Consider the following 15,387-nt stretch of genomic DNA (forward strand, 5'->3'; position numbering starts at 1 on the left):
GATGGATCAGGTCTTCGGAGGATCGTTGGAGTCGACGCTCAGCTCGGCCTCCATGGCCTCGATCTCCTCGGCCAGCTTGTCGGGCGGCGGAGCGCTGGGCTCGGCAGCCTCGGCACCGGCACCACCGGACCCGGCGGTACGGCGCTTGTTCCACACGTCGAAGGCGACGGCGAGCAGGAGCACGAGGCCCTTGATGGCCTGCTGCCAGTCGATGGAGACACCGAGCAGCGACATGCCGTTGTTGAGGACACCCATGACGAGACCACCGATGATCGCGCCGACGACGGTGCCGACACCACCGGTGACGGCCGCGCCACCGATGAAGGCGGCGGCGATCGCGTCGAGCTCGAAGTTGACGCCGGCCTTGGGGTTGGCCGCGGTCAGGCGGGCGGTCGTGACCAGGCCCGCGAGGCCGGACAGGAGCCCCATGTTCACCATGACCAGGAAGTCGACACGCTTGGTGTTGACGCCGGACATCGTGGCGGCGTCGACGTTGCCGCCGATCGCGTAGACGTGCCGGCCGAAGACGGTCTTGTTCATGATGAACGTGTAGACCACGATCAGCCCGGCCAGGATCAGCCCGACGATCGGCAGCCCGCGCGCGTCGGCGAGCAGGTAGGCGAAGTACATGATCACGATCGTCAGCAGCGCCAGCTTCACCACGAAGAGCGGGAAGGGCAGGACGTCGAAGTTGTACGCCATCTGGGCGTTGCGGCGACGCACCTCGAGGAAGATCAGCACACCGACAGCGGCCACCGCGATGAGGAGCGTCAGGTTGTGGAACCCGGTGTCGGGCCCGATCTCGGGCAGGAAGCCGTTGCCGATGGCCTTGAACTGCTCGGGCAGACCACCGACGGTCGCGCCCTTGAGCACGACCAGCGTCAGACCGCGGAAGAGCAGCATCGAGGCCAGCGTGACGATGAACGCCGGGATCCCGACGTACGCCACCCAGAAGCCGTGCCAGGCGCCGATGGCGGTGCCGATCAGCAGGCCGAGGAAGACGGCGACCCACCACGGGAAGTCGTACTGGGTCATCATGATCGCCGCGGCGGCGCCGACGAAGGCGGCCACGGAGCCGACCGAGAGGTCGATGTGACGCGCCACGATCACGATCACCATGCCGATGGCCAGGATCAGGATCTGGGCGTTCTGGACTACCAGGTTGGAAACGTTGAGCGGCTTGAGCAGCACGCCCTCGGTCGAGATCTGGAAGAGGATGACGATCGCCGCCAGAGCGATGATCATCCCGTACTGGCGGACGTTCCCGCGCAGCGTGTTGAGCAGGGCATTCATCGGGGGTTACTTCCTCGCGTCCGCGGTCATGTAGCGCATCAGGGACTCCTGGGTGGCCTCTGAGCGGTCGAACTCATGGGTGATCACGCCCTCGGCGAGCGTGTAGATGCGATCACACAGGCCGAGCAGCTCGGGCAGCTCGGAGGAGATCACCAGTACGCCGCGACCGCTGCGGGCGAGCTCCTGGATGATCCCGTAGATCTCGTACTTGGCGCCGACGTCGATGCCTCGGGTCGGCTCGTCGAGGATCAGCAGCTTCGGGTCGGTGTACATCCACTTGGACAGCACCACCTTCTGCTGGTTGCCGCCGGAGAGCTTCCCGACCCCGGCGGTGATCGAGGGCGCCTTGATGTTGAGGTTCTTGCGGTAGCCCTCGGCGACCACGACCTCCTTGTGCTCGTCGACGACGAGCCCGGAGCGCAGCTTCTTCAGCGCCGCCGCGGTGACCGAGGTCTTGATGTCGTCGATGAGGTTGAGCCCCAGGCCCTTGCGGTCCTCACTGACGTACGCGATGCCGGCATCGATCGCCTGGGTGACCGTGTTGAGCTGCAGCTCCGCGCCTTCCAGGATCAGCGAGCCGGAGGTCCGGGAGCCGTAGGAGCGACCGAAGATCGACCGCGCGAGCTCCGTACGTCCCGCGCCCATCATCCCCGCGATGCCGACGATCTCGCCGGCTCGCACGGACAGGTTGGCCTGGCGGATGACCTCACGGTGGCTGTCCTGCGGGTGCATGACGGTCCAGTCGCGCACCTCGAAGAGGACGTCCCCGATGGAGGGGGTGTGATCGGGGAAGCGGTTCTCGAGGTCGCGGCCGACCATCCCGCGGATGATCCGGTCCTCGTCCACGCCACCGCCGGCGACGGACAGGGTCTCGATGCTCTGGCCGTCACGGATGATGGTGATCTCGTCGGCGATCTGCTCGATCTCGTTCAGCTTGTGGCTGATCATGATCGAGGTGATCCCCTTCTCCTTCAGCCCCTCCAGGAGCGCGAGGAGGTGCTGGGAGTCGTCGTCGTTGAGGGCGGCGGTCGGCTCGTCGAGGATGAGCAGCTTGACCTCCTTCGAGAGCGCCTTGGCGATCTCGACCAGCTGCTGCTTGCCGATGCCGAGGTTCTTCACCGGCGTCAGCGGGTTCTCCCGCAGGCCGACCCGCGCGAGCAGGTCGATCGCCTCGCGGTTGGCGCGGCCCCAGTCGATGATGCCGCGCTTGGCGGTCTCGTTGCCGAGGAAGATGTTCTCCGCGATCGAGAGCTCGGGGATGAGGGCGAGCTCCTGGTGGATGATCACGATGCCGGCGGCTTCGCTCTGCCGGATGTTGGCGAACTTCGCGGTCTCGCCCTCGAAGACGATGTCGCCGCTGTAGGTGCCGTGGGGGTAGACCCCGCTGAGCACCTTCATCAGGGTGCTCTTGCCGGCGCCGTTCTCACCGCAGATCGCGTGGATGTCACCGCGGTTGACGACGAGGTTGACGTCGGCGAGCGCCTTGACGCCGGGGAACTCCTTGGTGATGCCGCGCATCTCCAGGATCGGTGAAATCATGTCGTTCCTGCTATCTGGCCAGGTGCCGGCGTGGGCCCGGTCCGGAGGGACCCGGGCCCACGCCGAGTACGGGGCGCTACTTGATCTCGTCGGCGGTGTAGTAGTCGGAGTCGACGAGCACCTTGCTGACGTCGTCCTTGGTGACCACTACCGGGTCGAGGAGGTAGGACGGAACGACCTTCTTGCCGTTGTCGTAGGTCTCGGTGTCGTTGACCTCGGGCTCCTCGCCCGCACCGACGGCGACGATCATGTCGACGGTCACCTTCGCGAGCTCGCGGGTGTCCTTGAAGATCGTGGAGTACTGCTCACCGGCGTTGATCGACTTCACCGACTGCACCTCGGCGTCCTGACCCGTCACGACCGGGAGGTCGGCGGTGGTGTAGCCGTTGCCCTTGAGGGCGGCGATGATGCCGAGCGAGAGGCCGTCGTAGGGCGAGAGCACGCCCTGGACCTTCTTGGAGGCGTACGTCTTGGTGAGGATGTCCTCCATGCGCTTCTGCGCGGTGGCGGGGTCCCAGCGCAGGATCGCGGCCTGCTTGAAGTCCGTCTGACCGGAGGGGATGACGATCTCGCCGGACTTGATCAGCGGCTCGAGCACCGACATGGCGCCGTCCCAGAAGAAGGTGGCGTTGTTGTCGTCCGGCGAACCACCGAAGAGCTCGACGTTGTAGGGGCCCTCGCCCTTGGCCTTCAAGCCCTCGACGAGCGAGGTGGCCTGCTGCACGCCGACCTGGAAGTTGTCGAAGGTCGAGTAGTAGTCGACGGCCTCGGTGTCGCGGATGAGGCGGTCGTAGCTGATGACCGGGATGTCCTGCGACTCAGCGGTCTCGAGGACCTCGCCGAGCGCGGTGCCGTCGATGGCCGCGACCACCAGGACGTCGACGCCCTTGGTGACCATGTTCTCGACCTGGGAGACCTGGGTCGGGATGTCGTCCTCGGCGTACTGCAGGTCGACGTCGTAGCCCTCGGCCTCGAGCTGCTTCTTGATGTTGTTGCCGTCTGCGATCCAGCGCTCCGAGGACTTGGTCGGCATGGCTACACCGACGGTGCCCTTGTCGCCGCCCTCGCCGCCGTCGCCGCCGCCGCATGCCGCGAGGCCGAGCGCAAGCGCTGCCGCGGTGATCGTGGTGAGTACCTTGCGCACTTACCTGCTCCATTTCGTCTACGGCCGCGTCGGTAGGCCTACGCGCCGCTGTCGGGGGGTGCCGGGAGTTCGGCGCACGGGCCGGCTCCCAGGTGAGTCACATCACAGATGTGAACGCTCACATCGAGACAATGTGCCTCTTCATGTCCGAATGCGTCAAGTGCAGGACGACGATGTTTCCGACTCGTGACTTACGGGAGGCTCCGTTGATCATCTGCGCCACACAGCGGACTCACAGACAAGCCCAGAGGCCGTCCCGTCACAGGTGGCGTACGCCGACCAGCGCCCCGGCGCCGTCCGGCCAGGTGACCTGGATCGACTCCGCGCCGTCGGCGTCGGAGCCGTCGACGACCCGCTTCACGACGATCGCGAAGCTGCCCGCGTCCACGCGGGTGTCGGCACCGTGGGAACGGATGGTGACGCCGTCGAAGTGCGGCACCGCGTTGCGCGACCACGAGCCGGTGCCGGTCGCGGTGACGACGCTCTCGCGACGATCGACCAGGCGGCCCCGGTCGTAGACGTCCATCGGCTCCTGGGTCGCGCCGGTGAGCGCGGCCGTCAGCAGGGCCCGGACCGCCACCGCGTCGGCGGTGGCGTCGTAGACGTAGCGCGTGCCCAGCGCCGAGTGTTCGGTGGTCGCCATCAGGAAGTCCTCGGCGCCGTCGAGGGGTGCCTCACGGTAGGAGACCGGGAGGTGGACGACGGACTCGCCGACCTCGAGGAGCACGCACTCGATCCCGACCCGTCCGGCCGGGTCGTCGAACCGGTAGGAGCCGATCGTGCCGGTCAGGTCACCCTCGCACCACGTCCGGGTGGCGAGCCAGGCGCCGAAGATCTCTTTCTTCGACGGGGTGAGCGTGGCCTTGTGAACGATCGACATGACCGTTATCTACCAGGTCAGGACACCTTGTGGCTATCGCCTTCGCCGTTCGAGGTGGTGTCGGTCCCAGAGCCGGCCCCGGAGTCGATCTCGGCGTCCTCCTTGGCGCGAGCGGCCTCGACCGCCTTCGCGGCCCGCGTCTCGACCTTCTCGGCGAAGGCCCGGCGCTGCGGGTCGAGCACGAAGAAGGAGAGCACGCCGCTGATCACGAACGCCACGATCACCGCGAAGAAGATGTCGACCTCGCCCGCGACGAGCGACCAGATGCCCGCCACGATGCCGAAGGTGGCGAGCAGCGACAGCAGCCGCAGGCCGGTGTAGATCCAGAACTCTTTCATCGTGAGGCTCCCTCGGTGAGCTCGACGACCGCCGGGGCTGCGGGCGCAGCGTACGAGTGCTGCGAGGTCGAGGAGAAGTAGTTGATGCCGATGAAGTTGAACCACAGCGTGGCCAGCCCGATCAGCGCGACGATCGCCGCCTTCTTGCCCTTCCACCCGGCGGTCGCGCGGGCGTGCAGGTAGCCGGCGTAGACGACCCAGGTGATGAACGCCCAGACCTCCTTGGGGTCCCAGTTCCAGTAGGAGCCCCAGGCCTCGTGGGCCCAGATCGGACCGGAGATCAGCACCCCGAAGGTCCACACCGGGAACGCGAAGGCGTGGATCCGGTAGGAGACCCGGTCGAGGTTGTCGAGGTCGGGCACCCGCGCCAGCAGGGCGGCGTCGGGGTAGCGGGCCTTGAGGAGGTACGTCACCGAGGCGATGCCGCCCAGCGTGAACCCGCCGGTGGCGATGATGGCCGCGATGACGTGGATGACGAGCCAGTAGGAGTTGAGCGCCTCGGTCAGCGGCGCGACCGGCTCGTAGAGCCCGACGACGGCCAGCATCAGCACGACGACCGTGAAGCCGAGCACCCACGGCGCCATCCAGGAGAGCTTCAGTCGCCGATAGAGAACTACGTACGCAGCGGCCACCACGAACGAGCCGGAGATCGTGAACTCGTACATGTTGCCCCACGGCACCCGGTTGGGGTCGGCGGCCATCCCGCGGCCGACCAGCGCGATCAGGTGGCACGCGACCGCGATGGCGGTCAGGAGCAGGCTGAGGCGTCCGAAGAGGGCGGCCCGCTGCTCGCGTACGGCAGCGGCGGGGTTCGCCGCAGCGTCGGTCTCGTCGGCCGGCGCACCGGCGCCGACGAGCTCCTTCTCCGCGACCGCGGCCCTGGCGCGCGACTGCCAGGCCGACCACTCGACCAGCGCGCAGAGCAGCGCCAGGAAGTAGACGACGCCGGCGGCCGTGATGGCCTGGTTGCTGAGAACGCCCCAGGTGTGGTCAGTCATCGGTTCTCCTCCTGTGTTCGCGCGCCTCGTAGGGTCTCCGCAAGGCCGGCGACGACGGCTGCGGTGTCTCCACCGCCGGAGCGGTCGAGGGCGGCGATCTCGACCAGTGTGCGCCCATCGACTCGGCGGGCGCGAACCCACACCCGTCGCGAGCGGATGAAGAGGGACCCGAGGAGCCCCATGAGGGCGAGGGAGACGCCGAGGAGCGCCCACTCCTTGCCGGGCGACTTCGAGATCTGCACCCGGTTCCACTGCTGGACGTCGTCGAAGGAGATCGATCCCAGACCGTCGGGGAGCTGGGCCGTCTCCCCCAGGCGCAGGTTGAACGCCTTCCCGGTCTCGTCGGGCGACATCATGTTGGCCTTGGAGGTGTCGAGCGAGTAGACCGACTGCGGCCCGGCGTCGAGGTTGAGGTCGCCCCGGAAGCCCTGCAGCGAGAGCATCGCGTGCGACCCGTCCCCGATGTCGCCCATCAGGTTGACCGGCTCACCGTCGACCGTGCCCTCGAACGGGTAGAACAGCCCCTGGAAGCCGAGTTCCTCGGGCGAGGCGTACGGCGCCTTGACGACCCCGAAGGAGAGCAGGTTCTGGCTCTGCGGGAGGAAGATCGTCGGGCCGGAGTAGGCCACGTCGCCCTTGCCGTCGCGCACGGTGATCACCGGCGCATAGCCGTGGGCGAGCAGGAAGACGTCGGTGCTGCCGATGGTCAGCGGGTGGTTGACCCTGAGGTCATAGCTCTTCTCGTCGCTCGATCCCGCCGTGTAGCGGATCTTCGAGTTGAACCCGCGCGCGGTCCCGGCGCCCGCACCGGTGGTCAGCCACTCGGCCTTGAAGTCGTCGATCTTGAAGCTGAAGTCGTCGAGGTCCTCAGGGGCGAAGAGCGAGCCGGACTTGAAGTCGTCGTACTGCGACAGCTCGTTGGCGAAGCCGTACTCCTCCCCCACCAGCACGATCACGCCGCCCTTGTAGCCGAACAGGCTCCCGGTCGCGAACGCGACGAGCACGATGATCAGGGACATGTGGAAGATCAGGTTGCCGGCCTCGCGCAGATAGCCCTTCTCAGCCGAGACGGAGTCGCCGTCACCGTCTTTCCGGATGCGGTAGCCGCGCAGCTGTTTCCGCGCCGCGGCGAGCACCTCCGCGGGCTCCTCGTCGGTGACGTACGTCGCGGAGTCGGGCAGCCGGGTCAGCTTGGCCGGCGTCGCCGGCGGCTCGGCCCGCATGGCCCGGGCGTAGACGAGGCACCGCGGGATGATGCAGCCGACCAGCGAGACCATCAGCAGCAGGTAGATCGCCGCGAACCACGGCGTCGAGTAGACGTTGAAGAGTCCGAGCTTCTCGTAGATCGGCGTCAGCGTCGTGTGCGCCTCGCGCCACTGGTCCGCTTTGAGCGAGTCGACGCCGTCCTGCGGGATCAGGGACCCCGGGACGGCCGCGAGCGCGAGCAGCAGCAGCAGGATCAGTGCCGTACGCATCGAGGTCAGCTGACGCCAGCCCCAGCGTGCCAGCTCGCGGGCGTTCAGCTCGCCCGGGCGGCGTACGTTCTCTTGTTTCTGCTGGTCAGCAGGGTCTTTGTCGGTCATCGGGGTGCTCACAGCGCGATGCCCTCCCAACGCTGGACGAGCTGGACCTGCAGCCACTGGACGCCGTTGTCCCACCAGCCGGTGAGCATGGCGACGCCGATCAGGATCATCAGCACGCCGCCGATGATCGTGATCGCGCGGGTGTGCCGGCGGAACCAGGTGAGCGCGACGGTGGCCTTGCGCCACATCACCGCGACGAGGATGAACGGGATGCCGAGCCCGAGCGCGTAGACCGCGAGCAGCAGGCCACCGCGGGCGGCGGTGCCCTGGTCCCAGGCGAGGCCGGCGATGACGCCCAGCGTCGGTCCGGTGCACGGGGTCCAGGCGAGCCCGAAGAGGAAGCCGAGCAGCGGCGCCGCGGCCAGGCCGACCGCCGGCACCTTGTGGAACTTCAGGTCGCGCTGCAGCAACGGGATGAAGCCCATGAACGCGATCCCCATGATGATCGAGAGCACGCCGAGAACCTTGGTGCCGGTCTGCTGGAACTCGAGCAGCTTGTAGGCGATCCCGCCGACGGTGATGCCCATCAGGACGAAGACCACCGAGAAGCCGGCGACGAAGAGCAGAGCGCCCGCGAGCATGCGGCCGCGGCGTACGTCACCGGAGGCGAGGTCGGCGCCGGACAGGCCGGTGGCGTAGGAGAGGTAGCCCGGGAGCATCGGCAGCGTGCACGGCGAGACGAACGAGAGGAACCCGGCCAGCAGCGCGACCGGGATGGCCAGCATCAGCGACCCGCTTCCCGCGGTGCTCGCGAACCAGTTCGTCACGAGGATTCACCTGCCGTGGAGATCAGCTCGTCGAGCGTACGTGCCGAGGGGATCTCGCCGCGGATCAGCGCCGCCACGCGCCCCTCGGTGTCGAGGATCGCGGTGGCCGGGATGGCGCGCGGCGCCAACGAGCCCTTCAGCGCGAGGACGGCGGCTCCGTCGGGCGAGTAGACCGAGGGGTACTCCACGCCGTAGTGCCGCTCGAAGGCCAGCCCCTGCGCGGCCGAGGCGTCGCGGGTGTTGAGCCCCACGAAGGCGACCTCGTCGCCCAGCTCCTCGTAGGCGGCCTGGAGCATCGGCATCTCCTTGCGGCACGGCGCGCAGCCGGTCCACCACACGTTGAGGACCGTGACCTTGCCCCGGGTGTCGGCCAGGTCGAACGGCTTGCCCTCGAGGGTCTCGCCGGCGAGCTCGACGGGCTCCCCGCGGTCGGCGACCGGGATCTCCTGGGTGCGGCCGTCACCGGAGATGTAGCCGGCTTCGTTCGTGCCGGTCTGCCCACACGCGACCAGCAGCCCCACCATCACCACTGTGAGGAGGCCACCCAACTTCTTACGCACGCGCAGGACTCTTCCTGACAAACCTGAGAGACCCGTTAATCTTCCGAGTCGCCGGCCGAGAACGGCGCGTACTTGTCCTTCGCCGGCAGCATGTCGCCGGCCGGCTCGCCGTAGGAGAGCGCGACGAACTCGTCGTCGACGAAGTGCAGCGAGGTCAGCGAGCACAGCGCGCACTGGCGGCGGCGCGGGTCGTGCAGGAAGCTGCGGCCCTCGATGTGCAGCCGGGTGGTCCAGATCGGCAGCTGGTGGGAGACGATGACCGCCTCGTGGCCCTTCGCCTGGTCCCGGGCGTCGTGGATCGCGGCCATCATCCTGGCCACGATCTCCAGGTAGGGCTCGCCCCACGACGGCTTGAACGGGTTGACCAGCTTCGGCCAGACCTTGGGGTCCTTCAGCGGGCCCATGCCGTCCTTGAAGCTCTTGCCGACGAAGAGGTTCTCCGACTCGAGCACCCGCTCGTCGAGCGAGATGTCGACGCCGAGCGCCTTCGCCAGCGGCCCGGCGGTCTGCTGGGCGCGCTCGAGCGGGCTGGAGATGACGTGGGTGATGTCCTGCCCGCCGATCCGGTCGGCGACCCGCTCGGCCATCCGCAGGCCGAGCTCGGAGAGGTTGAACCCTGGCCGGCGCCCGTAGAGGATCCCCTCCGGGTTGTGCACCTCACCGTGGCGCAGCAGGTGGACCGTGGTCTCGATACTCATGACTTCACCTTTACAGCAGCAGCCTCGGCGGCGTACGGAAGCGCCTCCGTGATCTGGGAGATCGCCCGCTCGTCGTGGGCGGAGGATAGGAACCACGCCTCGTAAGCGCTCGGCGGCAGGTAGACGCCCTGGTCGAGCATGGCGTGGAAGAAGGCCTTGTACGCCGCCTCGTCGGTGGTCTTGGCCTCGTCGAAGTTGCGCACCGGCTCGTCGGTGAAGAAAACCGAGAACATCGTGCCGGTGGACTGGATGACGTGCGGGAGACCGACCTTGGTGAAGCTCTCCTCGATCGCGGCCTTCACGACGTCGGCGGCCCTGGTGATGTGGTCGTAGACCTCATCGGTCGCCAGCTTGAGGGTCGTGAGGCCGGCGGTGGTCGCGACCGGGTTCCCGGAGAGCGTGCCGGCCTGGTAGACCGGGCCGTCAGGGCTGAGCGAGCCCATCACGTCGGCGCGGCCGCCGAAGGCCGCCGCCGGGAAGCCGCCGCCCATCACCTTGCCGAAGGTGACCAGGTCGGGCGTCCAGCCCTCGTGCTTGCCGTCCAGGCCCCACTGCCCCTGCTTGCTGGCCCGGAACCCGGTCATCACCTCGTCGGAGATGAACAGGGCGCCGTTCTTCGTGCAGGTCTCGCTGAGGAACTGGTTGAACCCGGGCTCCGGCGGCACGACGCCCATGTTGCCCGGCGAGGCCTCGGTGATCAGGCAGGCCACCCGGCCGGCGTATTCCTCGAACGCCGCCGTGACCGCGGCTCGGTCGTTGTACGGCAGCACGACGGTGAGCTCGGTGCTGCTCTCCGGGACGCCCGGGGTGCCGGGGATCGCGTGGGTGACCAGCCCGGAGCCGGCGCTGGCGAGCAGCGAGTCCACGTGGCCGTGGTAGTTGCCGGCGAACTTCAGGATCACGTCGCGCCCGGTGAACCCTCGTGCCAGCCGAATGGCCGACATCGTCGCCTCGGTGCCGCTGCTGACGAACCGCACCTTCTCGACCGGCGCCCGCTCGACGATCGCCTCGGCGAGCTCGACCTCGGGCGTGGTCGGGGTCCCGTAGGACGTGCCCCTGGTGACGGCCTCCAGGACCGCGGCCTGGACCTCCGGATGGGCGTGGCCCAGCAGCATCGGGCCCCAGGAGCAGATCAGGTCGACGTATTGGTTCCCGTCGACGTCGGTCAGCCACGCCCCCTTCGCCTCCCGGATGAAGCGCGGCGTCCCGCCCACCGCGTTGAAGGCGCGCACGGGCGAGTTCACGCCGCCCGGCGTCACGGCCTTCGCGCGGGCGAAGAGCGCTTCGGATGCCGCTGCGGACAGGGGTGCGATGTCGTGAGGCACCGGGTCATTCTTCATCAACCCCACCCGAATCCCCATTTCCGCCCCGGCGCGGCCCCGGCTCGGCTCCTGGTCAACCGTCTTGGTCACGTACGCTGGCGGCATGGGCTTCCTACTGACGAGAGACCTCTGATGGCGCGCGTCTCGGCCGACGTACGCCGCGAACGCCTGGTCGAGGCCGCGATCCGGGTGATGGTCCGTGACGGCGTCGCCAAGACCACGACGCGCTCGATCGTGGCGGAGGCAGACATGCCGCTCGGGGCCTTCCACTACTGCTTCCGCTCCAAGCAGGAGCTGCTGGAGAACGTCATCGAGGCGATCACCGGGCACACGCTCCAGCTGGCGCTGGTGGAGATGCGCGGCGAGGAGTCGTTCGAGGAGAAGCTCCAGGCGGCGCTCAGGGCGTACTGGCAGCACGTCATCGCCAATCCCGAGGAGCACCAGGTGACCTACGAGCTGACGCAGTACGCCCTTCGTCAGCCGGGCCTGGCCACGGTCGCGCGCCGTCAGTACGAGACCTACCTCGAGGCCAACACCCAGGTCCTCACCGTCCTCGCCGAGTCCACCGGGGTGACGTGGGACCAGCCGATCCCCATGCTCGCGAGATACCTCACCGCCAACATCGACGGCCTCACCCTGCTGTTCCTCAACGAGGGCGACGCCGAGGCCGCCGGCGCCGCGCTCGACTTCGCCGCGGCACACGTCGCCTCCATGGCCAGATCGGCGTAGTCACGGGCCCTTGGACCGTTGACCCGGTCATGCGACCAACTCTAGGATGCGGCGTACGTCACGCACCCTGGAGGCACTGTGAACGCCATCCGCACGCTGCTCTGTCTCGTCCTCATCGGCTTCGTGGCGTTCGCCCCGCCGGGCTGGTCGTCGCCGCCGGACCAGTGGTGGGAGCCGGCCGACCGGCCGGCGCCCGACTCCCAGGTCAACGTCACCGGCAAGCCTTTCACCGGCACCGATGCCAACGGTGACGTACGCGGCTTCGCCGACGTCCACAACCACCTGATGACCAACGAGGCGTTCGGGGGCGAGCTGGTCTGCGGCAAGCCGTTCTCCGACGCCGGGGTCGCCGACGCGCTCGAGGACTGCGCGGCCCACTACCCCGACGGCTCCGGCGCGCTGCTGGAGAACCTCACCGGCGCAGAGCCGGACGGCAAGCACGACCCGGTGGGCTGGCCGACCTTCAAGGACTGGCCGTCGTACCGCACGATGTCGCACCAGCAGAACTACTACGCCTGGCTGGAGCGGTCGTGGCGAGCCGGGCAGCGCGTCCTGGTCACCGACCTGACCAGCAACGGCGTCATCTGCTCGATCAACCCCAACCGCGACCGCGGCTGCGACGAGATGGAGTCGATCCGGCTGCAGGCGGAGAAGACCTACGACCTGCAGGACTTCGTCGACAGGATGTACGGCGGCGAGGGCAAGGGCTGGTTCCGGATCGTCACCGATCCCGCGCAGGCCAAGCAGGTCATCGAGGACGGCAAGCTCGCCGTGATCCTCGGCGTCGAGACCTCCGAGCCATTCGGCTGCAAGCAGGTCCTCGACGTCCCGCAGTGCAGCAAGGCCGGTATCGACCAAGGCCTCGACGAGCTGCACGCCCTCGGCGTACGCAGCATGTTCCTGTGCCACAAGTTCGACAACGCGCTCTGCGGGGTGCGCTTCGACTCGGGCACGACCGGGACGATCATCAACGTCGGCCAGTTCCTGTCGACGGGCACCTTCTGGCAGACCGAGAAGTGCCACGGGCCGCAGCACGACAACCCGATCGGCGACGCGCCGGTCCCCGAGATCGAGGAGAAGCTGCCCGCGGGCACCGAGGTGCCGACGTACGACGACGAGGCGCAGTGCAACACCCGCGGCCTCTCCCGTCTCGGCGAGTACGCGATGCGCGGGATGATGCAGCGCGGCATGCTCGTCGAGCTCGACCACATGAGCGTGAAGGCCACCGGCCGCGCGCTCGACATCCTCGAGTCGGCCGACTACCCCGGCGTCATCTCCAGCCACAGCTGGGCCGACCTCGGCTGGGCCGAACGCGTCTACGGGCTCGGCGGCTTCATCGGTGAGTACATGTTCGGACCCGAGGAGTTCATCGGCGCCGCCGGGCGGACCGAGGCGCTGCGCACCGAATACGACAAGGGCCTCGGCATCGGCACCGACTTCAACGGCCTCGGCTCTCACCCCGCTCCCCTGGGTGCCGACGGACCCAGCCCGGTGACCTATCCGTTCCGCAGTGTCGACGGCGGGTCGCTGATCGACAAACAGGTCACCGGCGAACGGGTCTGGGACGTGAACACCGACGGCGGAGCCCACGTCGGCCTGGTCCCGGACTGGATCGAGCAGATTCGCCGTCTCGGCGGCACCGAGGCCGTCCAGGACCTGATGGGCGGAGCCCAGTCCTACCTCGACACGTGGGGCGCCGCATCCGGCTACACGCTGCCGGGCAACCTCGCGGCCGGGTCGCGCGCCACGGCGAGCTCGTCGGAGTGGAGCGCCTTCACCAGCTTCGCGCCGGGCCGCGCCATCGACGGCGACACCGGCACCCGCTGGGCCAGCGACTGGAGCGACGACCAGTGGCTCACCCTCGACCTGCGCAGCGAACGGACCGTGGGCCGCGTGGTCGCCGACTGGGAGAGCGCCCATGCGGCGGCGTGGAAGGTCGAGGTCTCCTCGGACGGTACGACGTGGCGCACGGTGTGGTCGACCGACACCGGGAAGGGCGGGGTCGAGACCGCGACCTTCGAGCCGACCACGGCGCGCTACGTACGCATCCACGGCGTCAGCCGCGCCACCCGCTACGGCTACTCGCTGTGGGAGGTCGGCGTCTACGACCGCTGACCTGCCGGAGCGGGTCCCGCCCGCCGGTCAGCGGCGGGCGGCGATCAGCTCCTGGTACCAGCGGAACGAGTCCTTGGGAGTACGCCGAAGCGTGTCGTAGTCGACGTGCACGAGCCCGAAGCGCTCGGCGTACCCTTCCGCCCACTCGAAGTTGTCGAGCAGCGACCACGCGAAGTAGCCGCGTACGTCCACACCGGCGGCGATCGCGTCGGCCACCGCCCGCAGGTGCGCGTCGTGGTAGTCGATCCGGGGCTGGTCGTGCACTCCCCCGTCGGCCGCGACGGTGTCGTGGAACGAGCAGCCGCTCTCGGTGACGTAGACCGGCGGCAGCGCGTCGGCGTACCGCTGGTGGAACTGGGTCAAGATCTCGGTGAGCCCGTCGGGGACGATCGCCCACCCGAAATCGGTGGTGGGTACGCCGACGAGCTGGCGCGGCTCGAACGGAAGCCCCTCCGGCATGATCGCGCCCTCGAGCGCCGGGCCCTGGTCGCCGCCGGAACCGGGGGCGCCGACCAGCACCGGCTGGTAATAGTTGATGCCGTACCAGTCGAGCGGGGTCGAGATCACCTTCAGGTCCTCCGCCACAGGTCCAGGCATCATCGAGGTGATCAGCTCGTCGGGGTACTCGCCGCGCAGGATCGGGTCGGAGAACAGCCAGTTGGTCAGCGTGCCGAACATCTCGGCCGCATCGCGGTCCTCGGCCGAGTCCGACGCCGGCCGGGCGGGCTGGTGGTTGGACGCGATGCCGATGTTGCTCGCTCCGGCCGCGCGCAGCGCGGAGACGGACAGGCCGTGACCGAGCAGCAGGTGATGGGCCACCGGCAGCGCGTCGAAGCCGAGCGCCTGGCCGGGGGCGTGGGTGCCGAGCGCATGCCCGAACATGGTGACCACGACCGGCTCGTTCAGCGGCATCCACATCGAGACCCGGTCACCGAGGTGCTCGCCGACGATCGCGGCGTACTCGGCGAGGCGGAGCGAGGTGTCGCGATTGAGCCAGCCGCCGGCGTCCTGCAGAGCCTGCGGCAGGTCCCAGTGGTAGAGCGTCGCGGCCGGCTTGATGCCCGCCTCCAGCAGCCCGTCGACGAGCCGGTCGTAGAAGGCCAGCCCCTCGGCGTTGGCCGGCCCGGAGCCGGTCGGCTGGATCCGCGGCCAGGCGATCGAGAACCGGTACGCATCCACGCCGAGGTCCTTCATCAGCGCGATGTCCTCGGGGTAGCGGTGGTAGTGGTCGCACGCGACCGCCCCGGTATCGCCGTTCTTGATCCGGTCCGGCTCTGCGCAGAACGTGTCCCAGATCGACGGCCCGCGGCCGCCCTCCTCGACGGCACCTTCGATCTGGTACGACGCGGTGGAGACGCCGTACACGAAGTCGGTGGGGAGCTGCAGGCTCGGCAGATCAGGATGGGTGGTCACGAGTTGTC

At 68.5% G+C, this 15,387-nt stretch carries 14 protein-coding genes; 2 read left to right on the forward strand and 12 right to left on the reverse strand.

Annotated elements, in window-relative coordinates; genetic code table 11:
• Window positions 1-6: 6 nt before the first annotated feature.
• The 11 genes from mmsB to hemL all read right to left on the reverse strand — a co-directional run bounded on the left by mmsB (window position 7) and on the right by hemL (window position 11,125).
• Entirely contained in the window at window positions 7-1,293 is a 1,287-nt protein-coding gene (gene mmsB, locus OH802_RS02050; RefSeq protein WP_406024644.1) for a multiple monosaccharide ABC transporter permease, read from the reverse strand.
• 6 nt (window positions 1,294-1,299) lie between these two features.
• Window positions 1,300-2,832: a multiple monosaccharide ABC transporter ATP-binding protein gene (gene mmsA / locus OH802_RS02055; protein ID WP_406024646.1), complete on the reverse strand. Its 1,533-nt coding sequence runs from the start codon at window positions 2,830-2,832 to the stop codon at window positions 1,300-1,302.
• A gap of 76 nt (window positions 2,833-2,908) precedes the next feature.
• Window positions 2,909-3,976, reverse strand: coding sequence for a multiple monosaccharide ABC transporter substrate-binding protein (chvE, locus tag OH802_RS02060; RefSeq protein ID WP_406024648.1), 1,068 nt, complete (start codon window positions 3,974-3,976; stop codon window positions 2,909-2,911).
• Window positions 3,977-4,235: 259 nt separating this feature from the next.
• Complete coding sequence (locus OH802_RS02065) at window positions 4,236-4,856, reverse strand: maltokinase N-terminal cap-like domain-containing protein (RefSeq protein WP_350713478.1); 621 nt, start codon at window positions 4,854-4,856, stop codon at window positions 4,236-4,238.
• Between the two features lie 17 nt (window positions 4,857-4,873).
• Entirely contained in the window at window positions 4,874-5,194 is a 321-nt protein-coding gene (locus tag OH802_RS02070) for a DUF4229 domain-containing protein (RefSeq protein WP_406024650.1), read from the reverse strand.
• Complete coding sequence (ccsB, locus tag OH802_RS02075; protein ID WP_406024652.1) at window positions 5,191-6,192, reverse strand: c-type cytochrome biogenesis protein CcsB; 1,002 nt, start codon at window positions 6,190-6,192, stop codon at window positions 5,191-5,193. Before ccsB ends, OH802_RS02070 begins: the two co-directional genes overlap by 4 nt.
• Window positions 6,189-7,775 carry a cytochrome c biogenesis protein ResB gene (locus tag OH802_RS02080; RefSeq protein WP_406024654.1) on the reverse strand — a complete coding sequence of 529 codons (1,587 nt, stop codon included), beginning with the start codon at window positions 7,773-7,775 and terminating at the stop codon, window positions 6,189-6,191. Before OH802_RS02080 ends, ccsB begins: the two co-directional genes overlap by 4 nt.
• A gap of 8 nt (window positions 7,776-7,783) precedes the next feature.
• Window positions 7,784-8,542, reverse strand: a complete 759-nt coding sequence (locus OH802_RS02085; RefSeq protein ID WP_406024656.1) for a cytochrome c biogenesis CcdA family protein — start codon at window positions 8,540-8,542, stop codon at window positions 7,784-7,786.
• Window positions 8,539-9,102, reverse strand: coding sequence for a TlpA family protein disulfide reductase (locus OH802_RS02090; protein ID WP_406024658.1), 564 nt, complete (start codon window positions 9,100-9,102; stop codon window positions 8,539-8,541). Before OH802_RS02090 ends, OH802_RS02085 begins: the two co-directional genes overlap by 4 nt.
• Window positions 9,103-9,137: 35 nt before the next feature.
• A complete protein-coding gene (locus OH802_RS02095; protein WP_406029441.1) occupies window positions 9,138-9,794 on the reverse strand; it encodes a histidine phosphatase family protein in 657 nt (218 codons plus the stop codon).
• A gap of 2 nt (window positions 9,795-9,796) precedes the next feature.
• Entirely contained in the window at window positions 9,797-11,125 is a 1,329-nt protein-coding gene (gene hemL / locus OH802_RS02100) for a glutamate-1-semialdehyde 2,1-aminomutase (RefSeq protein ID WP_406024660.1), read from the reverse strand.
• A gap of 129 nt (window positions 11,126-11,254) precedes the next feature.
• Here hemL and OH802_RS02105 point away from each other — a divergent pair, with 129 nt between their 5' ends.
• Both OH802_RS02105 and OH802_RS02110 read left to right on the forward strand, forming a co-directional pair.
• Complete coding sequence (locus OH802_RS02105) at window positions 11,255-11,851, forward strand: TetR family transcriptional regulator C-terminal domain-containing protein (RefSeq protein ID WP_355020704.1); 597 nt, start codon at window positions 11,255-11,257, stop codon at window positions 11,849-11,851.
• 78 nt (window positions 11,852-11,929) lie between these two features.
• Window positions 11,930-13,966, forward strand: a complete 2,037-nt coding sequence (locus OH802_RS02110) for a discoidin domain-containing protein (RefSeq protein WP_406024663.1) — start codon at window positions 11,930-11,932, stop codon at window positions 13,964-13,966.
• Window positions 13,967-13,993: 27 nt separating this feature from the next.
• Here OH802_RS02110 and OH802_RS02115 read toward each other — a convergent pair whose 3' ends face one another.
• Entirely contained in the window at window positions 13,994-15,379 is a 1,386-nt protein-coding gene (locus OH802_RS02115; RefSeq protein ID WP_406024665.1) for a GH1 family beta-glucosidase, read from the reverse strand.
• Window positions 15,380-15,387: the final 8 nt, after the last annotated feature.

The organism is Nocardioides sp. NBC_00850, from assembly GCF_045207335.1.
GTDB lineage: Bacteria > Actinomycetota > Actinomycetes > Propionibacteriales > Nocardioidaceae > Nocardioides.

Excerpts from the sequence above, each read along its gene's own strand:
- mmsB (WP_406024644.1), bottom strand. The coding sequence starts at position 1,293 with ATGAATGCCCTGCTCAACACGCTGCGCGGGAACGTCCGCCAGTACGGG.
- mmsA (WP_406024646.1), bottom strand. The coding sequence starts at position 2,832 with ATGATTTCACCGATCCTGGAGATGCGCGGCATCACCAAGGAGTTCCCC.
- OH802_RS02065 (WP_350713478.1), bottom strand. The coding sequence starts at position 4,856 with ATGTCGATCGTTCACAAGGCCACGCTCACCCCGTCGAAGAAAGAGATC.
- OH802_RS02070 (WP_406024650.1), bottom strand. The coding sequence starts at position 5,194 with ATGAAAGAGTTCTGGATCTACACCGGCCTGCGGCTGCTGTCGCTGCTC.
- ccsB (WP_406024652.1), bottom strand. The coding sequence starts at position 6,192 with ATGACTGACCACACCTGGGGCGTTCTCAGCAACCAGGCCATCACGGCC.
- OH802_RS02080 (WP_406024654.1), bottom strand. The coding sequence starts at position 7,775 with ATGACCGACAAAGACCCTGCTGACCAGCAGAAACAAGAGAACGTACGC.
- OH802_RS02105 (WP_355020704.1), top strand. The coding sequence starts at position 11,255 with ATGGCGCGCGTCTCGGCCGACGTACGCCGCGAACGCCTGGTCGAGGCC.